Raw genomic sequence first — 22,647 nt, 5'->3', positions numbered from 1 at the left:
TCACGAACGTCGCCCTCTGCAATAGACGGTGGCTTGTCGATTTCCGCTATACCCCGTTGGCGACCGAAGTCGTGTGGCGGCGCAATATGTCGCGAAGGCACAAAGGACTAAACCGCTCGCGATAGGACGCCGCGGCTGGCGGCACGGCCAAGACGATAGCGCAACGGGGCGTCCTGTCTTGAGATCGAGGGGTTCGACAACCTCACTCAAGACAGGAGCATCGCCATGACCGACGAGGCAATGAGCCCGTTGCGCCGGCGCATGATCGAAGACATGACGATCCGCAAGTTGGCCCCGAAGACCCAACATGACTACGTGCAAAGGGTCAAGAACTTCGCCGCATTTCTCGGGCGATCACCGGATACGGCGACCTTCGAGGACGTGCGCCGCTATCAGCTACATCTGACGGCAAGCGGCGTTGGCGCGCCGACCATCAACCAGACCGTCTCGACGCTGCGGTTCTTCTTTCGGGTCACACTCAAGCGCCACGAGATCGTCGAGCATACCCATGTCATTCACGAGCCGCGCAAGCTGCCGGTGGTACTGAGCGTGGAGGAAGTGGCACGGCTGCTCGATGCCGCACCGGGGCTCAAATACAAGGCGGCGCTGAGCGCGGCCTACGGTGCCGGGCTGCGTGCCAACGAGGTCGTCTCGCTCAAGGTCTCCGATATCGACAGCAAGCGGATGATCATCCGCGTCGAGCAGGGCAAGGGCGGCAAGGACCGCAATGTCATGCTGTCGCCCAGCCTGCTCGCGCTGCTACGGGCCTGGTGGAAGATGGCTCGGCCGCAAGGCTGGCTGTTCCCTGGCCGTGACCCGGCCCAGCCAATGACCACACGCCAGCTCAACCGTGCCTGCCACGCCGCCGCCCAGATGGCGGAGATCAACAAGCGCGTCTCGCTGCACACCTTGCGGCACAGCTTCGCCACCCACCTGCTTGAGCAGAACATCGACATCCGCGTCATCCAGGTGCTGCTCGGCCACGCCAAGCTCGACACCACCGCGCTCTATACCCGCGTCGCCACCAAGACGATCAGCGAGGTCATGAGCCCGCTGGAGCATGTCGGCGAAACTCGTTCCGCCTACTATGCCCTCTGCTGACTTCTGCACTGCGGTCAGATCGCCTTACGACGACCTCAGTCTCGTTGCCGAGACGCAGCGCAGATCTCCCGAGGTAAGATCGACCGCCTTCGCCGCACGCCCGCCGGATTTACCACCCCGGCCCTTGATGACCGTGGACTTCGCGATCACGTGCTCGCTCGTCCGGCCGGGTAGGCCTCGTTATCCGGTTTTTGTCCATCGGGCCGCGGCTTTGCTCCACGCTTCCTTCAGACCCCACCTCGCGATGACGCCCTTGCGCTTCGCTAATCCTTCACCGTCATCAGGCTGGATAGAGGACTTCCACCTCCAAGCTGCCGGTCATGCTCGGCACACACAGAATAGCGCCCCGTAGGGCGCCTCGTACCTCACGTATTGAGGGCCACTCAGTACACCGATGCAGTCAGCATTGGCATGACGCCGAATGATGCCTGCCACACCCAATAGACGGGCCTGCATTTCACTTTCAAACTTCTGATGATGTGCGTCTAAACAAGCCCCCGCTCCACCGCCATGCGCCGCGCACCAACTTCAAGGTAGAGCCGCGCCGCACTGATCGACGTATCGCGGTCTGGCCCGTCCAATAACCGACAGAAGTGCGCTCTGCGCCATTCTTTAATGCGACGCAGCCGGCGCCGCATATGCGCCGGTCGTTCGGCGGCGATGTCTTAAGGTGGGCCGTCATTCCCTGCTCCCAGAGCGGCACACCATATCTCGGGATCAACGATTCAGCTTGCCGTATTTTTCTGCAACGGCATACATCGCTTCGTAGTTTTCGCGTCGCAACTCGCCAGAGTAAGCAAAGCCATTTCTTGTCGCAATGTTCTGCAGCGTCCGATAGTAGCTAGGCAAGTTCGTGTTGACCGCCTCCACGATGCGAGGGACGAGAGTCATATCCCTAGATTGTCGGTCAACCTGATCGGCCAACTGCCGGGTCGGGTGGCAGTCTTGATCGAATTAGTCTCCGCCGGGTCGCTCGCCAAAATGGGAACTTCCGGGGACACGGCGGGAGACTTTCGGCCGTCTGGGCTCGGAAGCAGTAAACGCCGAGATGACGGAGACCGACGCGATCCGTAGAAGTCAGCCATTTTGGGCCTATTCTCATGCATTTTCAGGCGCTTGCCTGATAGCGGGAGGAATCGAACCTCCGAATGGCGGAATCAAAAATCCGCTGCGGTCAACGCCGTTCGTCAAACGATAAGAAGTCGCACGGCGAACGTACCGTCGTCTTCAAGACGGCACCGGTCTATTTGCGTCGGTAACACCACCATTGACTTGCAGGCGCCTCCGATTGGATTCCCGCCCTCGGACCTCAGGGGAAATTTGATAGCCACCTTAGTCTAGTGACGTCTTCTGAAGATAATCAGTTTTTGGTCTGATTCTGACTCTGAAGAATATGCATTTCTGCTCGCGCCAAGTGCCGACGAAGTGCGGCAATTGCCTGAAGGCTCACCTCGAAGGCGACGGGGCCCATCTCCTTAGTCTCCAGTCGAATGGCAGCATGTCCGTCGGAACGCAACATCGTCTCCGAACCAGTCACATTCAGGATCACCAGGTTTCGGTCCATTTTCCCTCCCATCGAACCCGTCTCCTCACGAGGACGTTTCCTCGTTGCCTAGACGAGGCAGTGCTACCGTCGGCTTGGCTTCGGCGTAAGCAGACCCTATTCCGCCTCGCTTCATTCAACTTAGCATGAAATCGCCGTTCCGTTCCGCCAACAGACTACGCGGCTCCGCCGCACACCGCTGGATCGCGTCGGCTCTTGAGAAAATCCCGCTATTGGTCGTTAACAGGAAATTCGTCTCAATTGACCAAGCATCTACGTTGACAGCTAGTAAATGCGGTGAAAGCAAGATTAGTGGATCATGAACGAGCGGATGGCGACCGACGGCGGTCTGTCGCGGTTTCAGTCCGACGGGGAACAGACGATTTTGGGGGTAGCGCCAGAAAACCTTTGATGTCCCACATCAGCGCGAAATCGCGAGAGGGCTGAGTGGCCTTTGGTCCAGAAGGCGAGATTGCTGGCGGCGCCAATCCGCTCGAAAAGCGCTCGCGAAAGTGGCGATAGTGATCAATGCCGTCACTTGCATGCTGAACGGTGCGGTGCGGTCGTGATATTGGCATTTGTCGTGTTCGCGACCTGATCAAAGTCGATCGAGGGTGACGTATTGCCGATCTGACTGAATGCTATCCATTACACGGCGACTTGCCCGCAAACAGCGCAATGGCACGCGCAGGCGTATTGCAGACGAAGTGCCGAAATGGCGCGACATCATCGCAAAGGCGGGGATCAAGCCGGTCTGAGCAGATCAACATTGCGCGACACGCACAGCGTGTGATCTTGCGAGCACTAGCCAGCATCCCTACGCTCCCCGTCCATAACAAAACAACTAGGGAGGCGATCGTCATGACTACAAGGCGGGATTTCCTGAAAGCGGGAGCAAATGCGGCGGCAGGCGTCGTGTTCTGCGGCTGCGGGCTCGTCCACAACGCAAATGCGCAGCAACCGCGCCAGCAGTTGCCGGTCACGGTCAACGGCAAACGTGTCAAGACGATCGACATTCACGCGCATTGCCATTTCCGCGAGGCGGGCGCGCTGCTCGGCGCGGACGCCGGAAAATATCAATTGCCGCCGGTCAACGGCGCCAGCGAGGCCTTCATCGAAATCGACAAGCGACTGGCTGCAATGGACGCGCAGGCCATCGACATGGAGGTGCTTTCGATCAATCCGTTCTGGTACGACCGCGACCGCGATCTGGCCGGAAAGATCGTGAAAATCCAGAATGAAAAGCTCGCCGAACTCTGTGCCTCGAAGCCCGACCGGTTCGCGGCGTTCGCCTCGCTGACGCTGCAGGCACCGGACCTTGCGGTGCAGGAGCTGGAAACGGCGGTGAAAAAGCAGGGGCTGAAGGGCGCTGCGATCGGCGGTGTCGTCGACGGCGCCGAATTCTCAAATCCGAAGTTTCATCCGGTATGGGCCAAGGCCGAGGAACTCGGCGTTCCCTTGTTCATCCATCCGCAGGGCGTGCCCGAGCTCAACAAGCGGCTCTCCGGCAATGGGTGGCTTGGCAACACGATCGGCAATCCGCTCGAGACCACGATCGCACTCTCCCATTTGATCTTCGAGGGCACGCTCGATCGCTTCCCGGGGCTGAAAATCATCGCCGCACATGGCGGCGGTTATCTCGGCTCGTACGCCGACCGCTCGGACCATGCCTGTCTGGTTGGACCCAAGGGATGCAATCCGGAGATCAAGCTCCAGAAGGCGCCGGCAGAGTATCTCAAACAGATTTATTTCGACTCTCTGATCTTCACGCCGGAGGCGATCAGGCACCTCGCCGCCCAGGTCGGCGCCGGCCAGATCGTGCTGGGAAGCGACTATCCCTATCCATGGCAACTGGCACCGGTCGACCACATCTTCGCCTCGTCGTCGCTGAGCGACGATGACAAGGCCAATATTCTCGGGCGGACCGCAGCAAAGCTGCTTGGAGTAGCCGCGTGAGGACGGCTTGCTGTTGGACAAGCGCCTGTCGTCGCGCCTTGCGCGACGACGGCATCAACGATCAGTAGGCCTTCACCGTCCGGATCTCGCTGCCCGGCCGCACCGTTGGTGCCACCTGCGCGATATTGGGTATCGGATCAGTGTAGACGGCGTCGGTTCCGACGAACTCCGCTTGCACCGCGTCCGATATCCATCTGACCGCCGCCGGGCGACTGACCAGCATCCCGATCAGCGCAACGATGACGAGCAACGGCAGCGCGACAAGCTTGATGCTGAAGCTCTGGTAATTGTGCTGTGGGTTCTGCCGCCGCTTGTCGAAAGAGCTCTGCATGGATTCCTCCATATTGTGCTCCCCTGATGCGTCACTTACCGCAGCGCACGCAAGGCCGATGTGAATGGCTTCACAGGCCTTGTTCAGCTCACCGTTTCGTGAAATGCGCGACCGACCGGGCAGCCGGCGCGACTACTCGCCGTCGTTCGCCCCGGCGTCGACCAGCTCCTGGAGGGTCTCGCGCTTCAACACGACGATCGCGCCATGCTCGAGCCTGACCCAACCGCGTATTGCCCACGCCCGGAGCTGCTTGTTGATGCTCTCGCGCGTCATCCCGACCATCTCGCTGATCTCCTGCTGGGTGATCGAGATGGTGCGTCCCTGCGGCTTGTGCTTGTCGCTCAGTCGCAGCAGCGCGCTGGCCAGACGGCCGGGCAGGTTCTGCAGGATGACCTGCTCGACCTGATCGCTGGTCCGGCGCAGTCTTTCGCAAAGCAGCTCGATGAACTTCATCGCAAGCGTCGGCTGGCTGCGCACGAACGGAATGAACTCGCGCCGGTCAATGACGAACAGCTCGCAATTGGTGTTGGCGGTGGCATCGGCCGTCCGCGACAAGCCGTCGAGCAGCGCGATCTCGCCGAAGATCTCTCCGGCCTCGATCAGGTTCAAAATCGCGTTGCGACCATCCGGCGACGAGATGCTGATCTTGACCGTGCCCGAGATCACCGCAATCAGGCTGGTGCCCGGATCGCCCTTGGAAAAGATCGTCGTGCCCCGCTTCAGCGTGGTGTGCTTGGCGTAGCGGCAGAGCTGATCGAATGCTTCGGGCTCGAGATCGGCGAAATAGGGATGCTTGCGCAACACCGACAGCTTGTTGTTCGAAAACAACGGCGCGCCGGAAGTTCGTTCTATGGGCGGCGCTCCGGTCATCGTGATCCAGACTGATTGTGTTGCGTTCAATCGGCCCGCCAGCACAGCGGACGCCGACAAAGCCATCGATCAATGAAAGCAGACAGAAGTATAGCCCCCCCGGGGGCCCACAGCAACAAAGGGACCGAGCCGGCGCATTGGGAGGCATCCAAGGTACAATTTGGAATAAATCTGCGTCGATGCAACGCTCAATTGCAGGCGACGGGCTGCCCTTGATCTGACATGCCCGACCGATCCGCGACAATCTCGCCTGGCAAGATCCCGTCGGTGCGAGGGGTCAACGCGGCCAGCTCACAGCAGCTTGCCGTCCGGCCCAAAGAACGGATGCGGCCCGTCAAACTGACCGATCGGGACCTGGTGCGTGACCAACTGTCCAAAATCCGGACCGGGAAACCACGTGTGCAAATGAAATGCCGGCGGTTCCACCTTGAACGACGGTTCGCGGAGCTGTCCGAGGTCCAGGTCAACCGCATGGTTCGGCGCGGGGCACAATGTCGCGGGAATCCCGGCGAAGGAGGTCAGCATGGCACGATGGACGTGCCCGCAGCCGATCAAACGCACCCGCGGATGGCGCCTGACGATTGCTGCCAGTTCTGCGGCATTGAAAAGGTCCTGGCGGTCCATGTGCCAGATGCCGCCCTTGAACGGCGGGTGATGCAGGAAAAGCAGCGCGGGCCGGTCTGCTGCCGCCAGTGTCGCGTCCAGCCATTGCAGCGTCGACGGCTCGAGCATGCCATGAGGCTTCCCGGCAACGCTTGAGTCAAGCAGCAGCAGATCGAGGCCATTCACCTCGATCTCCTGGTCGAGCGGGCCTGTCGCGTGAACATAGGGTGCGGCAGGAAACGCGGCGCGCATCCACGCACGCGAATCGTGATTGCCGGGAATTCCGGCAAACGGAACGCGCAACGGCGCGAGCAGTCGTTTGAGATGGTCGTATTCCTCGACCGACGGCGTATCGACAAGGTCGCCCGAGATGACGACGAAATCGGGCGCCGGCTCGAATCCATTGATCGCCACCACGCAGCGTTCAAGCGCCTTCGCGGTATCGACCCGGCCATAGGCCAACGCTCCCGGCGGCTTGATGTGGAGGTCGGAAATCTGGGCGATGAGGACCGGTTTCGACGGCATCGATCAATCTCGTGGTTCGGAAGGGAGCAGACGGACAGCGTCGGGCGCGATCGAAAGCCCGACACGATCGCCGATCCTGGCTTGAATCGTGTTGGGAGCGTCGACATTGAGCGGCTTGCTCGATGCATCACTCACGACGAGCCGCTGCCGGTCGCCGATGAAGCTGACGGAATCGACGAGTCCCGAGAGCAAACCCGCGCCCGCCTCCGTCACGCGAATGGTTTCGGGGCGGATCATGACGGTCGCGTTCGCGCTCGTCGCTGCACCCTCGATCGGCAGTCGCCCGCCGGGCAGGATCAATGCCCCGTTCTCGACCGGAGCCTCTACAATGTTCGCCGCTCCGATGAACTCCGCCACAAACCGGTCCTTCGGCGCGAAGTAGACCTCGCGGGGCGTACCGATCTGGGCGATTGCGCCTTTCCGCATCACGACAATCCGGTCGCCCAATTCCATGGCTTCGGACTGATCGTGGGTGACATAGATCGTCGTGATCCCAAGCGCTCGCAACAGCCGGTTGAGCTCGCTGCGCAGCCGGTCCCGCAACGCGGCGTCGAGCGCGGTCAAGGGCTCGTCGAGCAGCAAGATGCCGGGCCGGATCGCGACGGCGCGCGCCAGGGCGACGCGCTGACGCTGGCCGCCCGAAAGCTGGTCGATGCGGCGATTCTCCAATCCCGTGATGTTCGTCAGAGCAACCAGCTCGGCGACGCGTGCGGCACGCTCGCCCCTGGCAACACCGCGGATCTTCAGCCCGTAGGCGATATTGTCCGCCACCGTCATGTTGGGGAACAGGGCGTAGGACTGGAACACCATCCCGACATTGCGCCGCTCGATCGGGACCGAGGTCATGTCCTTGCCGTCGAACAGGACCTTGCCGCCGACATCTGGCAGCTCGAGGCCCGCGATGATGCGCAGCATCGTGGTCTTGCCGCAGCCGGACGGCCCAAGCAGCACCAGCGTCTCGCCACGCGCAATGTCGAGGGTCGCGGGATCGAGCGCGCGCGTGCCGTCGGCAAAGGTCTTGCCGCACGCCTCAATCCGCACCGCTGCGCCATGCCCGGCCGTGCTCATCGCTTGTGATCCCTGTCGGCCAATAGCTGCATTGCGACCAGCAGCGGAATGATCATCACGAAGAAGATCAACGTATAGGCCGACGCCACTTCAAGCCGCATCGAGGCGTAGCTGTCGGCGAGCCCGATCGGCAGTGTCTTCGTCAACGGCGTATGCAGCATCCAGGTCAGGTTGAATTCGCCGAGCGACAGCGTGACCACCATTAGCGCGCCGGCGAGAATTCCGGGTAGCGCGTTCGGCACGATGACGTCGCGGAAGCGTCGCCATGGCGATGCCCCGAGCGAGGCCGCCCCCTCATCCAGCGTCTTGATGTCCACGGTCGCGAACACCGCCATCACCGACCGCACCATGAACGGCATGGTGAAGATCACGTGTCCAACCAGGATGAATAGCCAGGAACGGCGAAAGTCGCCGAAGCTGCCATAGGCGAGCAGCAGTGCGAGCGCTATCGCAAGCCCGGGGATCGCCAAAGGCAACGTGATGATCTCCTCGACGATGCGCGCAAGCCGGCCTCCCCGCGCATGCAGCGCATAGGCTGCGGGAACGCCGGCAAGCAGTGTGACGGCAAGGGTCGCGAATGCGATCACGAAAGAGAGCAGGATGGTGCCGGCATAGAGCTCCCAGACCTGCGCGACCCATTGCAGGGTCACGCCGGACTGGATGCCCCGGAAGTAGTTCACGGTGACGCCGGCGGAGATCGAAAGCCCCGCAGGCACCACCAGGAATGCCGCCACGAGCAGCGTGAAGATGAACTGGCCGGTGAAGATCAAGCGATCGCGCATGCGTTCACCCGGCCGCCGCGACCGCGCTGCCGCTGAACGAGCGGGCGAGCGCGAGGATGAGCCAGGTGATCAGGCCAAGTCCCACCGACAGCGCGGCCGAGGTCGCGAAATTGGCGGCCAGCGTGAACTCGGTATAGATCAGCATCGGCAGCACATCGATATTCGTCGCCAGCGTAAACGCAGTCCCGAAGGCGCCCATCGCGGTTGCAAATGCGATCGCGCCGGACGCAACGAAGGCCGGCGCCAGCGCCGGCAGCACGACGTCACGCTGGACCGCCCAGGGGCTGGCGCCGAGCGAACGCGCGGCTTCTTCCAGACCGACATCGAGCTTCTGCACGGCCGCCATGATGGTCAGGATCACGCGCGGGATCGAGAAGTAGAGATAGCCGAGGAACAGCCCGTAGATCGAATAGGCGAAGACGAACTTCTCGCCGAAGATCCGGTTCGACAGATCGCCGATCAGCCCCTGCCGCCCCGCCAGCAGGATGATCATGAAGCCGACCACCACGCCGGGAAACGCCAGCGGAAAGGTCAGCATCGCGATCAGCACGGCCCGGCCTGGAAAGCGGTGCCGCTGCAGAAACATTCCGGCGATCGTCGCCACGATCAGCGTGACGACGGTCGTTGCCGCCGCCAGGAGCACGGTATTGATCAGCGTCGCGCGATAACGAGATTCGGTCAGGATGGCGAGATATCCGGCGAGCCCATGCGGCCCTTCGGCGCCTGCGACAACCAGCCGTGCCATCGGCAGCAGGAAGAATGCCGTGGTCACGACCGCGAGCGGCAGCAGGCAGAGCCAAACGAAGGATTTTTGCGACATCGGAAGAATGGTGCCCCGGCGAAGGGCACCATATTGCCTCAGCGAACCTCGGCGAGATAGCGGTCGACGAAGGCTTTTTGCACGTTTTCCATCTCGCCCCAGTCGACGCTCTTGGCGCGGGCATAGTCGCTGTCGGGGAGGAATTTCCCCTTCACGGAAGCCGGCAGCTCGATCGGGCGGGCCGGACGCAGATAGGCATTGGTCCAGATCGCCTGCCCCTTGTCGGACAAGAGATAGTCCATCACCTTCTTGGCCTTCTCCTTGTCGGGCGCGTTCTTCACGAGACCAACGACATAGGGAAACACCACCGATCCCTCGCAGGGAATCACAAACTCGAAGTTGGCCTTCTCCGAATATTTCGCGCGATAGGCATTGAAGTCGTAGTCGAACAGGATCGGCATCTCACCGGAGACGACGCGGGCATACGACGTCTGCTTGGGTACGATCGGATCGTTCTTGCGCAGCTCCTTGAAGAAGCTGATCGCCGGATCGAAGTTGCCTGGCGAGCCGCCGAGCGCCAGATTGACGGCGACCGCGCCGACATAGCCGACCGCCGCCGACGACGGATCGAGATAGCCGACCATCCCCTTGTAGTCGGGCTTCAGGAGATCCTTCCAGCAGGCCGGCACCGGCTTGCCGCCAAGCGCATCCTTGTTCACGAACAGGCCGAGCGTGCCGGAGTGGATCGTGGTCCAGTAGCCATCCGCGTCCTTGAGGCCGGCCGGGACCTGATCCCAATGCGCCGGCTTGTAGGGCTCGAGCGCGTCCTGCGCCTTGGCCTTCATGCCGAAAGTCACGCCGAAATAGCCGATATCGCCGACCGGATTGCTCTTCTCGGCCAGGATCTGAGCCAGCGCCTGGCCGGAATTCTTGTTGTCGTGCGGGATATCGTAGTTGAGATCCGCCTTGATCGCCTTCAGCATCGAGGCCCAATCCGCCCATTCCGGCGGACAATTGTAGCAGATCACGTCCGCCGCCCTGGCGGATTGCCACGGCGCGATCAGCATCAGCGCCAGCAACGCAAGGACAAGGCGGACGGTCTTCATGGGAGGCTCCGGTCTGGGAGAGGATGCAAAGAGGATTTCAACATCAACCGGGCGACCAAGTATAGGCCGCGTATGAATGTTTTGCGACGCGCTTGCTGCCGTGCAGCAAATGCAACGGCTCCGATGCCGACCATCGGGTGCTCGCGGCAGCCACTGGTTTCGCGCTAGGCTGACGGCCGAAAGAGGAAGCCCATGTACCAGCCGCCCGGCGTCAACACATCGCCTGATCTGCCCGTTCCCGGCCTGATGCAGGCCTGGGTCCTGGGTGACCCCGGCCAGCTCCTGCTTTGCGAAAAGCCGACGCCGGTCCCCGCGCGTGCCGAGGTGCTGGTGCGCATCGATGCGGTTGCGATCTGCGCCACCGATCTCGAAATCATCCATGCCGGGTCGCCGGCAAGCATTGAGGGCGGCCTGCCCTTCAACAAGAACTTCACGCCGGGCCACGAATACATGGGCACGGTCGCCGCACTCGGACCGGACGTTGACGAATTCAGGATCGGCGAGCGGGTCAGCGTCGAGATCCATGCCGGCTGCGGTCAATGCAAACGCTGCCGCCAGGGCATGTACACATCCTGTCTCAACTATGGAAAGCCGGAGGCTTTACGACCGACGGCGGATTCGCGGAGTACGCAGTCAACCACATCAATACGCTGGCGCGCGTACCGGATAGCATGAGCGATGCGGAGGCGACGCTCGTGGTGACCGCAGGCACGTCGATGTACGGCTTGACGGAATTGGGAGGATTGGTGGCCGGCGAGAGCGTCGTGGTGATCGGCCCGGGGCCGATCGGACTTCTCGCAGTTGCCGTGGCCAAGGCGCTTGGCGCAAGCCCGGTGATTCTGACAGGCACGCGCAACAAGCGGCTGGCGATCGGCGGGGAATTGGGGGCCGACCGCGTCATCAACATCAACGACGAAGACGCCGTTGAGGTCGTGAAGCAACTAACAGGGGGAATCGGCGCGGACTATGTCGTCGAATGTGCCGGCACCGAAGCGACTCTCAACCAGGCCATTCACATGACCAATCGTGGCGGCAAGATTTGTCTGGCCGCCTTCCCACACGAGGCTGCGACGCTGGACATCGCGCATCTCGTGCGAAACAACATCTACGCTTACGGGATCCGCGGCGAGGGCCGCAGCGCCACTCGCCGCGCCATGGAATTGATGGCAGCGAAGCGGTTCGACGCGACAAGGATCCACACGCATACGTTTCCGCTGGAAGACCTGCCGACGGCGCTCAGATATGCACGGGATCGCGTGGATGACGCGATCAAGGTCGTCGTCACCACCCGCAAGGTCGACGCGATCGCGCGCGCTGCGGAGTAAGGTCCGTTCGCGCCGGCGGGAGACCGGAAAGCCCGCTCACACCGAACAATATCGCTCCTTGATCTCGTCGTCGGCCAGCAGGGCCTGCGCCGAGGCCTGGTGCACCACTGCCCCCTGATCAAGGACGTAGGCACGATCGGCGATGCCAAGCGCGAGCTCGACATTCTGCTCAACCAGCAGCACCGTCGTTCCCTGTGCCTTCATGTTGCGGAATAGCTCGAACATCTCGTCGACCAGGACCGGCATGATGCCCTCCGAAGGCTCATCCAGCATGATCAGGTCGGGCTTTGCGATCATCGCCCGCGCGATCGCCAGCATCTGCTGCTCGCCGCCGGACATCGTGACCGCCTCCTGGTCCATGCGCTCGGCCAGCCGTGGGAATATCATCGCGATCTCGTCGATCAGCTCGGCTTCCCGCTTCTTCGCCGGCGACGCTACCAGCCCGAGCCGCAAATTTTCCCGGACCGACAATCCCTGCACAATCCGCCGCTCTTCGGGAACATAGGCAAGTCCCAGCGCGAAGCGCACATGCGCCGGCCGGCTCAGCAGCTCCTTGCCCTTGAAGGTGACCGAGCCGCGCGTTCGTCCCATCAACCCCATGATCGATTTCAGCGTCGTCGTCTTGCCGGCTCCATTGCGACCGATAAGGCAGACGATCTCGCCTTTGGTCACCTCGAGAGTGATGTCCTGCAGCGCGTGACTTGCGCCGTACCAGGCATTGAGCTTGCTGATCTGCAGCATTCGTCAATGCTCCCGCTGGCCGAGATAGACGCGCTTCACCGCCTCGTTCTGCCGGACTTCCTGCGGCGTTCCTTCGGCGAGAAGTTCTCCGTGATGCAGCACGAGGATGCGATCGCTGATCCCGAGCACAAGCTTCATCTTGTGCTCGACGAGGATAACCGTACGCTCCTTTGCGAGCTTAACGATCAGATCCATCATGGTCCGGGTCTCCTCCGGACTCATGCCGGCCGTCGGCTCGTCCAGCAACAGCAACCGGGGTTGGCTGGCAAGCGCCATGCCGATTTCCAGCGCCCGCTGCTCGCCATGGGCCAGCGTCTTGGCGGCACGTTCGCGAGATTCCCACAATCCGACCAGGGCAAGCAGCTCGTCTGCCCGCTCGACCAGCTCGGTCAGGCGTGCGCGGGGACGCCAGATATCGTATCTCGACACCAGCGCCTGCAGACCGACGCGGATGTTTTCACGCGTCGTGAGCTGCGGAAACACGCTGGTGATCTGAAAGGACTTTGCGATCCCCATATGCGCAAAACGATGCTGCGGCAGGCCGGTGACATCCTTCCCCTCGAATTCAACGCTGCCTTTGGTGGGCGCAAACGCGCCGCACAGCAAATTGAAATAGGTGCTCTTACCGGCCCCGTTCGGACCAATAATGGAGGTGATCGCCCCTCTGGAAAACTCCGCCGAGATATTGTTCAGCGCAACAAACTTCCCGAACGTCTTGCCGACGCCCCTGGTACGCAGAATGATTTCCTCGGTTTGGCGTTCCGCGGCGCTCATCGCCTGCCTCGCGCGATCAGTGTGCCCCAGATGCCGGCGGGGAAGAACAACACGCAGGCAATGAAGATGGCGCCAACGATCAGTTGCCAATGAACCGTCCACACGGAGACCACGTTCTCCAGGACCAGGAAGACGGCGGCACCGATCATCGGCCCGAAGAATGTCCCCATACCGCCCAGGAGAGCAATCATCACGACCAGGCCCGAGGTCTCGTAGTGCAGGATCTCGATCGGAACGATCGACAGATGCAGCGCCTGCAAGGCTCCCGCGAGACCGCAGAAGCCGCCAGACAAAACGAAGGTCAGCAATCGGGTCTTGGTGACGTCATAGCCTGACGCGCGGGCGCGCATCTCATTCTCCCGCACGGCCTCAATGACGGCGCCAAATGGCGAGGCGAGAATGCGCGACATCACGAAAAACGCGGCAATCACAAAAGCCGCGATGACATAGTAACGGATCATCGGATTGATGAAGTCGAGCCGCAGGCCGAACAGATCGATGGTGCGGACATTGATGCCGCGGAGGCCGTTTTCGCCACCGGTCAGGTCAACCGCCTGATAGAACAGGTAGTAGACACATTGCGACAGCGCCATCGTTACCATCGCGAAGTAGATGCCGCGGGTCCTGATCGCGAGCACGCCAATCAACGATGCCATCAACAGGCCGCCGGCGATCCCGGCCGCGATGGCCGCATACCATGGCCAGCCAAAATGCACGATGGCGATGCCACAGAGGTAGGCACCGGTTCCGAACAGCGCCGCGTGACCAAACGACAGCAGACCGAGATAACCAAACACGAGGTTGAAGCCGACGGCATACAATCCATAGATCAGGATGTTCACCGCGAGAGCCGTAAACGGCATCAACAACGGGAAAATCAGGATCACCGCGGCCACGATGCTGGCGCGATGCCGCGTTGCGAATTCGTACCAACTGCCCGTTGTGGCACGAGACTGTTTGACGGATTCGGTGGCTCCGGTCATCCCTGGCTCTCAGCTCATCAATCCGGCGCGGCCGAAGAAGCCTTGGGGACGAACGATCAGGACGATCGCCATCAGGGCAAAGATCGAAACCTTGGCCATCTCGGGCGCAAACAGCGACGTCATGCTGACCACCACACCGACGAGGAGGCCCGCCAGTACGGCGCCACCGATCGAACCCATGCCTCCTACGACCGTAACCACGAAAGCCTCGGCGAGAATCGTGCCGCCCATCTCGGGAATGACGCCTTGAAGCGGGGCAGCCAGCAGCCCGGCAAAGCCCGCAATCGCGGTGCCTATCCCGAACACGATCAACCAGACCCTGGAAACGTCGACCCCGAGGACGCGGACGATTTGCGGATCGCGCGCGCCGGCGCGGATAATGAGTCCGAAGCTGGTCTTCTCCAGAAACAGCCAGAGCGCTAATAGGACAACGGCCGTCGCGCCGATCACGAACAGGCGGTAAAGTGGAAAATATCCGACACCGATGTCGACAGCCCCCTGCAGAAGCTCAGGCGTGTCGAAGGGATAACCGGTCTTGCCGAAGGCAATGCGCACGCATTCGACCATGACGTAGCTCAGCCCGAAGGTCAGCAGCAGCGGATAATCGATGCCGCGGCCGTAAAGCGGCCGGATCAGCACGCGCTCGACGGCAAGGCCGAACAGCCCGATCAGAAGCGGTACCGCCAGCAAGCAGAGCCAGAAATTGCCGCCGATCGAAATCAGGTACAGCCCGACATAGGCGCCGACCATGTAGAACGCGCCATGGGCGAAGTTGACGACGGTCAACATCCCGAAGATCAGCGAGAGGCCGATCGCAAACAGCACGTAGATCGCGCCGAGCGCCAGCCCAGCGAATAGTTGCAGTGCAATCAGATCAAAGCTCAGGCCCGCCATTTGTCCCCCCCCTCAGCACGCGCACCGCTCCGCGGTGCGCGCCGGCGCATGGCTCAGCTCTTGTGGCCAAGCGTGTCGCAGGTACGCAGGTTCTTCTCGTTAGGCTCTTCGGTCGATAGAACCTCGAACACATCTGACTCGTTCTTCATGTCCTTGGACTTCGACTTGATCACGAGCACCGATTGCACCGATTGGTGATCGCATTTGCGATAGTATTGCGGCCCCTTGTAGTAGTCGTACTTCAGAGCCTCCAGTGCCGCGACGACCTTGTCGGTCTCCACGCTGCCCGCGCCCCTGACCGCCTCGAGCACCGTCCGAACACCGCCATAGCCTAGCGCACCGTAGTCGGTAGGCAACTTGCCGTCATACATCTTGCGGAACGCGTCGTTGAACGCCTTGGTCGAGGCGAACTTGTCCTCGATGCCCCAGAAGAACGAGCAGCCCCCGACGACGCCTTCGAATGCCTGGGGGCCCGCCGCAACGCGACTGGCATGCGACAGCAGCGGCGCGATGATCTGGATCGATTTCTTGATGCCGAAGTCGGTCGCCTGCTTCAGCGCGATCTGCTGATCGCGGCCGAAATTGCTGATGCATAGAATATCGGGCTTGAGCGCCTGGAGACGCGGCAGCAGGGTCGAGAAATCCGTCGTTCCAAGCGGATGACGGATGTCACCGAGGTTCTCGATGTTGAACTGCTTGCCGACCTCGAGAAAGCCGCGAACCATCTCGTGACCATAAGCATAGTCCGCCGTGAGAAACGCCACCTTCTTGCCGAATTTGGTGAAGGCGTAGCGCCCGACCGCCCCTGACGTCATGTGCGGGTTCAGCGCTTCGTGGAACGTGTATTTGCTGAAATCTGCCGCTTCGTTGATGGCGTCGGACTGGCTGATCGAATTGAAGATGACGCCGCGTTCCTTGGTGACGTTGTTGATCGCGAGCTGAACCGCCGCGGACAGACTGCCGACGACGAAATTCACCTTCTCCTTCTCGACCAATTCCAGGGTCCGCGTCGCCGCCTCACCAGGATTCAGCTTGTCGTCACGCACGACGAGCTCGGCCTTGCGGCCGTTGAGACCGCCGGCATCATTGAACTGGGTGACAGCAAGCTGACCCGCCCGCACCTGGTCCTGGGCCTCGGCACCGTATGGACCGGTCAAAGGAACCGGGAAGCCGATCTTGATGGGCGCTTCCTGGGCCTGAAGCAGATTGATGCGAAAAGGCGAGACGGCGAGAACGGCGCCGGCGCTTGCCGTCGTCAGCAGACGACGCCGTGATATCGATCCAGCTTTGGTGACCTTCTTCGTCATGACTATTCCTCCCCAAGAACTGTCTGCGTTTTTGCTTATGGTATTATCGTTGCCCGGAACGTCTCCACTCAGATCCGTCCCAGGGCGGTCAGGATAACCTGAGGCGTGAGCGGAATCTCGGTAATTGTTGCGCCAAGCGGCCGGAGCGCGTCATTGACCGCGTTGGCAACCGCTGCTGCCGCGCCGGCCGTCCCCGCCTCTCCAGCCCCTTTGGCTCCCAGTTCCGATTCCTGCGTCGGAGACACCACGTGGCCGACCTCGATGTCGGGCATCTCGCCGGACATCGGGACCAGATAGTCCGCCATATTGGCATTGGTCAGCTGACCGCGTTCGTCGTAGATGCACTTCTCGAACAGCGCCGCGCCGAGCCCCTGCACGACCCCGCCCCGGATCTGCTCGTCGACCAGTCGCGGGTTGATGATGGTGCCGCAGTCCTCGACAACCCAATGCTTCAGCAGCTTGACGAACCCGCTCTCGGTATCGACCTCGAGCCATGAGGCCTGAACGCCGTTGGTGAACGCAAAGGGATATTGGCGCGGAACGAAATGCCGGGTCGCCATCAATTCGGGCTGGATGCCGGGCGGCAGGGTGTCCGGTCGAAAATAGACGATCCGCGCAAGCTCGTGCAGTTCGATGCGCGGCGCGCCGTCGGCGGCGTTGACGATACCGTTGTCGACGATATCGAGCTCGGCCGGCGTCGATTGCAGGATGGCCGCGGCGACGTCTAGGATATTCTCTCGCAGGCCCTTGGCTGCCTGCAATGCAGCTTCGCCGCCGATGCCGGCACCGCGCGAGGCCCAGGTGCCACCGCCATAGGGCGTGTGGTCGGTGTCGCCCAGGATGACGCGAACGCGTTCCATCGAAACGCCAAGCACGCTGCCGACGATCTGGGCCGTCAGCGATTCCGACCCTTGCCCCTGTTCGGTGATGCTGGTCTGGCAGATCACCGACCCTTGCGCGTCGAGCCGGACCGCAACGCCATCCTGCGATGAAATTTTCGCGCCGCCCACGCCGTAAAAGGCAGCGCTGGGATTGGTCACCTCGATGAAGCTCGCGATTCCGATGCCTCGATGGACGTTTCTGGCGCGCAAGGCCGCTTGCTCAGCGCGCAACGCGTCGTAATCCATCATCTGAAGCAGCTTGGTCAACGAGGCGTGATGCGAGAGTTGCTCGAACTTCATGCCCGAGGGTGATGCACACGGATAGGCATCGTCGGCGATCAGATTGCGCCGCCGGATTTCGACGGGGTCCATGCCGATCCTCGCGGCCGCCAGATCGACCAGGCCTTCGGTGACCGAACAGGCGATCGGGTGTCCGACCGCCCGGTACTGGCACATTACGTTCTTGTTCTGGAAAACGACGCGCGCCCGCGCCCGATAGTTCGCCGTGACATAGGGCCCACCGACCAGATTGACCACCTGATTGGCCTCGATGGCGCTGGTGCGCGGATACATCGAGTACGGGCCGATCCCCGTCAGGTCGTCGATCTCGAAGGCCGTAATCATACCGTCCGGCCTGACCCCGATCCGTCCCCTGCATCGATGATCGCGGGCGTGGATGTCCGTGTTGAAACTCTCGACGCGGTCCGCCACGAACTTGACTGGCCGACGCAGCAGCTTGGACAGCGCGTAGGTCGCCATTTCGTCGGCGTAGATATGGACCTTGATGCCGAACGAGCCGCCGACATCCTTGCAGACCACCCGGACCTGCGCTTCCCTTAACCCAAGATGCAGCGCCGCAATGTTCTGCACCATATGGGGCGCCTGCGTGCCCTGATAGATCGTGAGCCGTGCCTCGGCCGCATTCCAATCGGCAACGACGGCCCGCGGCTCAAGTGTCACGCCGGTGTGGCGCCCGAATACGAAGTCGGCCTCGACGAGTTCGGACCCCGACAATGCATGATCGACGTCGCCGGCGTCGAGCGTCCGCTCAAAGGCAAGATTGTCGCCGAGCGCAGCATGAATGACGGGAGCTGCCGGATCGAGCGCAGCACGCATGTCCGTGACCGCCTCGAGCTCCTCGTAGTCGACTGAAATCTGCTCCATGGCATCTTCAGCTGCAGCACGGCTGGTCGCCACAATCGCTGCAACGGCCTCGCCCTGCCAGCACACGCGGTCGACCGCGATCGCGTGTTGTGGCGCTGACTTCAGTCCCTTCAGGTGCGAGAGCACCCCGACCCACGGCGTGATGACCGCTTCAAGTTCACGACCCGTGACGATGGAAACGACACCGGGCATACGCCTTGCCGCCTCGGCGTCGATCGCTGCGATTTTGGCGTGGGCATGTGGCGACCGTAGAAAAACCACATGCGCCATCCGCGGCAATTCGAGATCACTGACATATTGGCCCCGCCCCTGCAGCAACCTGTCGAGGTTCGGCCGCGGTACGGTCTTGCCGATGTAGGAATTCGGGCGATCAAGCACCGAAAGCGTGACTGCTGGCGCCCGCGTCACCGTCATGCGCCCCGCTCCGCGCGCGTCCTGGCTGTCGCCTCCACCGCATCCACGATGGCCTGATAGCCTGTGCAGCGGCAATAGTTGCCGGAAAGATGCTCGCGGATCGCTCGACGATCAGGCACGGACACATGCTTCAGCAGGTCCTGCGCCGTGATCAGCATCCCAGGCGTGCAATAGCCACATTGCAATGCATTGCGTTCGCGAAATGCCGCCTGAAGATCGGCTATCTCACCGCTATCAGACAGCCCCTCGATTGTCTCGACTGACGCGCCCTGCGCCTGGACCGTCAGCATCAGACAGGAGCGAACGATCTCGCCATCGAGCCGGACCGTGCAGGCGCCGCAAACGCCGTGCTCACACCCAACGTGGGTTCCGGTCAGCTTGAGATTTTCCCGGAGGAAATCAGCAAGATTGAGCCGCGGCAAGACGAAGGCGTCGATGGGTTCGCCGTTGACCTGAAGCGAGACCGGTACCGGAGCGTTCACTTGCCGACTCCCGTTTCCAGTTCTGGCCGTGCCAGTAATGCTGCCACGCAGCGCCGGAGCAAGACCGTCGCGAGGTGTCGACGCATGGCCGCGGTCGCCTGCTGGTCCTCCTGTGGATCGAGTTCATCGGCCAGTGCGGCCGTCGCCTCTGCGAGCAAGGCGGGAGTTACCCTTGCATCGATCAGTTTGCCGGCGGACGCTGCGAGCATTGGCCGGTCGCCAACCGCAAAGAAGCCGAGCCGAAGAGCTGAAAACCTGCCGGCCGCAACGACAGCATGGGCGGCGAGCCCAACGACAGCGTAGTCGCCATGCCGCCGGGCATACTCCTGAAAGAAAAATGTCGAGCCTTGGCCTGCGACCGGCACCTCGACCGCGACAAGCAACTCGTCCGGCAGTAGCGCGGTCTCGTAGATTCCCCTGAAAAACTCCGTCGCAGCAATCCGGCGTTCGCCGGCCGAGCCCCGAACAACGATCGTGGCGTCAAGCGCCACAACACAGGCCGGCAGCTCCGACGCAGGATCGGCGTGAGCGAGGCTGCCGCCGATCGTTCCGCGATTGCGAATTGCGGGATGGGCAACGTGGGCAACGGCATCGCGCAACAGCCGCGCGTGCAGTGCAACCTCCGGCGATCTGAGCAGATCGACGTGCCGGGTCAGCGCGCCAATGACCAGCACGTCTCCCCTCACGGTGATGCCGCGCAACTCGGCGAGGCAGCCGATATCGACCAGAATGTCCGGAGACAGGAGCCGCAGGTTCATCGCCGGCATCAGGCTCTGACCACCCGACAGAACCTTCGCCTTGTCGCCGTGCATGGCGAGCAACTCCAGCGCGTTCACGACGCTGGTCGCGCGGGCGTAGGCGAAAGCCGCAGCTTTCATGTGGGCATGGCCTCCCGGGCCCAATTTTGGTTTGCCCGATTAGAGGGCCGCCCTCTTCAAAGGTCAAGCTTGTTTATCGAGTGATTATTTGTGCGGCAGGACTTGTCTTCGCCTCGGGAAGGCCGCAGGTTCCTTGCCAACTAAAGTTCAAATCGCGGGGAGGCGGATCATGAAGCTCGGTTTTTTTACGATGCCGATCCATCCTCTCGACAAGGATTGGCGGCAATCGCTCCGGGAGGATCGCGAGGCCTTTCTGCTCGCGGACGAGCTCGGGTTCACCGAGGCGTATGTCGGCGAACACGTCACCGACAAGGCCGAGAACATCACCTCCAGCATCGCCTTCATTGCCTGGCTCGCAGCCGCAACCAAACAGATCAAGCTCGGAACCGGTACGATCAACATGCCAAACACGCATCCGGCAGCCATCGCAGCGTCCGTCGCCATGCTCGATCACATGCTTGATGGCCGTTTCATCCTTGGAATCAGCCCCGGTGGATTGCTGTCCGACGCGGAGGTTTTCGGCAATCTCGATGCCGACCGCAATGCCATGTTCCTTGAGGCCATCAACCAGGTTCTTGATATCTGGGCTGGTAAACCGCCCTATGATCTGCAGGGCAAATATTGGAACGTCTCGGTCAAACGGACTCTGATCGAGGACATCGGCCAGGGAATCGTCGCTCGCCCCTTGCAGGTCCCTCACCCGCCAATCGTGGTGACCGCGGTTGCGCCATTCTCAAAGGGCGTCACGGAGGCGGCGGCGCGCGGCTGGGATCCGATCTCGGCCAACTTCCTGATGCCGGCCTGGGTGAAGAGTCACTGGCCGAAATATGTCGAGGGTTGTGACCGCGTGAACCGGGTAGCCGAGCCTGCCAATTGGCGTGTCGCCAAGAGCGTGTTCGTGGCAAAGGATGCAGCAACCGCGAAGGCCTATGCCACGTCATCAGACAGTCCGTACGTGTACTATTATCACCAGTTGTTCACGAAGCTGAAGCGCAGTGGCCGGCTTGAGTTGTTCAAGACGCGACGGGATCAAGCCGACGCCGAGGTCACACTGGAATCGATCTGCGACAAATTGATCATCTACGGCACGCCCGAAAGCGTGGCTGACCAGTTGCTGGCGTTCCAGGAAGAGATTGGCACCTTCGGAACCCTGCTTTACGCCGGCAAGGACTGGAAAGATCGCGAGCTTGGCCGTCAATCGATGATCCTGATGGCCGAGAAGGTCCTGCCGCGGATCAATGCCACCGCTGCCGGATCATCGACGTGAAGGAGGTTCGACATGGCCTTTACTGATCGCATTGCGTACCAGGCGCAGGTCGACCGACCGAAACTGACATTACCTGACGGCAAGAAGCTTGCCGTGTGGGTTATCCTCAATGTCGAGGAATGGCGCATCGACAATGCGATGCCACGCACCGTGCTGAGCCCCCCGATGGGCCAGCCCCTGCTGCCCGACGTGCCGAACTGGTCGTGGCATGAATACGGCATGCGCGCCGGCTTCTGGCGGCAGTTCAAAGCTTTGACCGATCGAAAGATACCGGTGACGCTGGCTGCGAACGCCAATGTTTGCAACAGCTATCCGCGTGTGGCGTCGGCGGCGCGCGAGGCGGGCTTCGAGTTCATGGGACATGGGTTTGTTCAGGGCCCGATGCACAAGGTCGAAAATCAGGCGGACGCAATCAAGCGCGCTGTCGACACGATTGCTGGATTTACCGGCAAGCCGCCGCGATCATGGGAAAGCCCGGGCCTGACCGAAACAGAAGAAACGCTCGATCTCCTGCGCCTCAATGGGATCGAATACGTGGCCGATTGGGTGATTGACGATCTCCCCCAGGACATCGCCACGCCGCACGGCACCGTGACGACGATTCCCTATTCGGTCGAGACCAACGACATTGTCATTCACGCGCTGCAACACCTTCCGTCGGAACAGTTCCTGACGCGCTGCACTGACCAGTTCGATCGGCTGTACCTCGAGGGCGCAGAGAATGCGCGGATCATGGCCATCTCGGTGCATCCCTACATCACGGGCGTGCCGCACCGTATCAAGTACCTGGAGGCCCTGCTCGACTACGTCATCAGCCATGACGGCGTCGCCCTCATGACGGCAAGCGAGATCGGGGATTGGTATCGGGGTCAGATGGCGACAATGTAGCGCG

At 61.7% G+C, this 22,647-nt stretch carries 24 protein-coding genes; 7 read left to right on the top strand and 17 right to left on the bottom strand.

Annotated features, from left to right (window positions below):
• Positions 1-225: 225 nt before the first annotated feature.
• Positions 226-1,101 carry a tyrosine-type recombinase/integrase gene (locus J2R80_RS21090; RefSeq protein ID WP_253589745.1) on the top strand — a complete coding sequence of 292 codons (876 nt, stop codon included), beginning with the start codon at positions 226-228 and terminating at the stop codon, positions 1,099-1,101.
• Between the two features lie 717 nt (positions 1,102-1,818).
• On the opposite strand, the gene J2R80_RS21085 is transcribed toward J2R80_RS21090, so the two are convergent.
• Complete coding sequence (locus J2R80_RS21085; RefSeq protein WP_141342846.1) at positions 1,819-2,025, bottom strand: hypothetical protein; 207 nt, start codon at positions 2,023-2,025, stop codon at positions 1,819-1,821.
• A gap of 436 nt (positions 2,026-2,461) precedes the next feature.
• The gene (locus J2R80_RS21080) at positions 2,462-2,665 is read right to left on the bottom strand and encodes a hypothetical protein (RefSeq protein ID WP_076834276.1); all 204 of its coding nucleotides are present in this window, start codon (positions 2,663-2,665) and stop codon (positions 2,462-2,464) included.
• 840 nt (positions 2,666-3,505) lie between these two features.
• On the opposite strand from J2R80_RS21080, the gene J2R80_RS21075 reads away from it, so the two are divergent.
• Positions 3,506-4,600 (top strand): amidohydrolase family protein, encoded by a 1,095-nt coding sequence (locus J2R80_RS21075; RefSeq protein WP_253639333.1) that lies wholly within the window; start codon positions 3,506-3,508, stop codon positions 4,598-4,600.
• 61 nt (positions 4,601-4,661) lie between these two features.
• Here J2R80_RS21075 and J2R80_RS21070 read toward each other — a convergent pair whose 3' ends face one another.
• On the bottom strand, positions 4,662-4,931 hold the full coding sequence (locus J2R80_RS21070; protein ID WP_253639332.1) for a hypothetical protein: 270 nt from the start codon (positions 4,929-4,931) through the stop codon (positions 4,662-4,664).
• A gap of 132 nt (positions 4,932-5,063) precedes the next feature.
• Positions 5,064-5,735, bottom strand: a complete 672-nt coding sequence (locus J2R80_RS21065) for a Crp/Fnr family transcriptional regulator (protein WP_233442927.1) — start codon at positions 5,733-5,735, stop codon at positions 5,064-5,066.
• On the opposite strand from J2R80_RS21065, the gene J2R80_RS21060 reads away from it, so the two are divergent.
• Positions 5,725-5,877 (top strand): hypothetical protein, encoded by a 153-nt coding sequence (locus J2R80_RS21060; protein WP_233442928.1) that lies wholly within the window; start codon positions 5,725-5,727, stop codon positions 5,875-5,877. The two genes, J2R80_RS21065 and J2R80_RS21060, sit on opposite strands and share 11 nt — an antisense overlap.
• A 215-nt stretch (positions 5,878-6,092) precedes the next feature.
• Here the strand turns inward: J2R80_RS21060 and J2R80_RS21055 are convergent, their stop codons facing one another.
• The 5 genes from J2R80_RS21055 to J2R80_RS21035 are packed head-to-tail and all read right to left on the bottom strand — an operon-like array spanning position 6,093 to position 10,645.
• Positions 6,093-6,929, bottom strand: a complete 837-nt coding sequence (locus J2R80_RS21055; protein WP_253639331.1) for a phosphodiesterase — start codon at positions 6,927-6,929, stop codon at positions 6,093-6,095.
• 3 nt (positions 6,930-6,932) lie between these two features.
• Positions 6,933-7,997, bottom strand: a complete 1,065-nt coding sequence (locus J2R80_RS21050) for an ABC transporter ATP-binding protein (RefSeq protein ID WP_253589743.1) — start codon at positions 7,995-7,997, stop codon at positions 6,933-6,935.
• On the bottom strand, positions 7,994-8,779 hold the full coding sequence (locus tag J2R80_RS21045) for an ABC transporter permease (protein ID WP_028336858.1): 786 nt from the start codon (positions 8,777-8,779) through the stop codon (positions 7,994-7,996). Before J2R80_RS21045 ends, J2R80_RS21050 begins: the two co-directional genes overlap by 4 nt.
• 4 nt (positions 8,780-8,783) lie before the next feature.
• Positions 8,784-9,599: an ABC transporter permease gene (locus tag J2R80_RS21040; protein WP_076834043.1), complete on the bottom strand. Its 816-nt coding sequence runs from the start codon at positions 9,597-9,599 to the stop codon at positions 8,784-8,786.
• A gap of 38 nt (positions 9,600-9,637) precedes the next feature.
• Positions 9,638-10,645 carry an ABC transporter substrate-binding protein gene (locus J2R80_RS21035; RefSeq protein ID WP_253589742.1) on the bottom strand — a complete coding sequence of 336 codons (1,008 nt, stop codon included), beginning with the start codon at positions 10,643-10,645 and terminating at the stop codon, positions 9,638-9,640.
• Positions 10,646-10,837: 192 nt separating this feature from the next.
• On the opposite strand from J2R80_RS21035, the gene J2R80_RS21030 reads away from it, so the two are divergent.
• Both J2R80_RS21030 and J2R80_RS21025 read left to right on the top strand, forming a co-directional pair.
• The gene (locus J2R80_RS21030) at positions 10,838-11,320 is read left to right on the top strand and encodes an alcohol dehydrogenase catalytic domain-containing protein (protein WP_253589741.1); all 483 of its coding nucleotides are present in this window, start codon (positions 10,838-10,840) and stop codon (positions 11,318-11,320) included.
• Positions 11,317-11,970 carry a zinc-binding dehydrogenase gene (locus J2R80_RS21025; RefSeq protein ID WP_253639330.1) on the top strand — a complete coding sequence of 218 codons (654 nt, stop codon included), beginning with the start codon at positions 11,317-11,319 and terminating at the stop codon, positions 11,968-11,970. Before J2R80_RS21030 ends, J2R80_RS21025 begins: the two co-directional genes overlap by 4 nt.
• A gap of 36 nt (positions 11,971-12,006) precedes the next feature.
• On the opposite strand, the gene J2R80_RS21020 is transcribed toward J2R80_RS21025, so the two are convergent.
• The 8 genes from J2R80_RS21020 to J2R80_RS20985 form a co-directional block, all read right to left on the bottom strand.
• Entirely contained in the window at positions 12,007-12,711 is a 705-nt protein-coding gene (locus tag J2R80_RS21020; protein WP_253589739.1) for an ABC transporter ATP-binding protein, read from the bottom strand.
• Between the two features lie 3 nt (positions 12,712-12,714).
• A complete protein-coding gene (locus J2R80_RS21015) occupies positions 12,715-13,485 on the bottom strand; it encodes an ABC transporter ATP-binding protein (RefSeq protein ID WP_092082954.1) in 771 nt (256 codons plus the stop codon).
• Positions 13,482-14,468 (bottom strand): branched-chain amino acid ABC transporter permease, encoded by a 987-nt coding sequence (locus tag J2R80_RS21010; protein ID WP_076834050.1) that lies wholly within the window; start codon positions 14,466-14,468, stop codon positions 13,482-13,484. The genes J2R80_RS21015 and J2R80_RS21010 overlap by 4 nt, the downstream gene beginning before the upstream one ends.
• Positions 14,469-14,477: 9 nt before the next feature.
• Positions 14,478-15,362 carry a branched-chain amino acid ABC transporter permease gene (locus J2R80_RS21005; RefSeq protein WP_076834052.1) on the bottom strand — a complete coding sequence of 295 codons (885 nt, stop codon included), beginning with the start codon at positions 15,360-15,362 and terminating at the stop codon, positions 14,478-14,480.
• Positions 15,363-15,415: 53 nt separating this feature from the next.
• Positions 15,416-16,669 carry an ABC transporter substrate-binding protein gene (locus J2R80_RS21000; RefSeq protein WP_076834054.1) on the bottom strand — a complete coding sequence of 418 codons (1,254 nt, stop codon included), beginning with the start codon at positions 16,667-16,669 and terminating at the stop codon, positions 15,416-15,418.
• 68 nt (positions 16,670-16,737) lie between these two features.
• On the bottom strand, positions 16,738-19,128 hold the full coding sequence (locus tag J2R80_RS20995; protein WP_253639329.1) for a xanthine dehydrogenase family protein molybdopterin-binding subunit: 2,391 nt from the start codon (positions 19,126-19,128) through the stop codon (positions 16,738-16,740).
• Positions 19,125-19,610: a (2Fe-2S)-binding protein gene (locus J2R80_RS20990; RefSeq protein WP_253589738.1), complete on the bottom strand. Its 486-nt coding sequence runs from the start codon at positions 19,608-19,610 to the stop codon at positions 19,125-19,127. Before J2R80_RS20990 ends, J2R80_RS20995 begins: the two co-directional genes overlap by 4 nt.
• Complete coding sequence (locus J2R80_RS20985) at positions 19,607-20,488, bottom strand: xanthine dehydrogenase family protein subunit M (RefSeq protein ID WP_253641001.1); 882 nt, start codon at positions 20,486-20,488, stop codon at positions 19,607-19,609. Before J2R80_RS20985 ends, J2R80_RS20990 begins: the two co-directional genes overlap by 4 nt.
• Positions 20,489-20,657: 169 nt before the next feature.
• Here J2R80_RS20985 and J2R80_RS20980 point away from each other — a divergent pair, with 169 nt between their 5' ends.
• Both J2R80_RS20980 and J2R80_RS20975 read left to right on the top strand, forming a co-directional pair.
• Complete coding sequence (locus J2R80_RS20980; RefSeq protein ID WP_253589736.1) at positions 20,658-21,755, top strand: LLM class flavin-dependent oxidoreductase; 1,098 nt, start codon at positions 20,658-20,660, stop codon at positions 21,753-21,755.
• Positions 21,756-21,767: 12 nt separating this feature from the next.
• Positions 21,768-22,643, top strand: a complete 876-nt coding sequence (locus tag J2R80_RS20975) for a polysaccharide deacetylase family protein (RefSeq protein ID WP_253589735.1) — start codon at positions 21,768-21,770, stop codon at positions 22,641-22,643.
• Positions 22,644-22,647: the final 4 nt, after the last annotated feature.

Origin of the sequence: Bradyrhizobium sp. USDA 4541, assembly GCF_024171085.1 — a bacterium.
GTDB lineage: Bacteria > Pseudomonadota > Alphaproteobacteria > Rhizobiales > Xanthobacteraceae > Bradyrhizobium > Bradyrhizobium australafricanum.
This window is presented reverse-complemented; position numbering and strand designations above follow the sequence as displayed.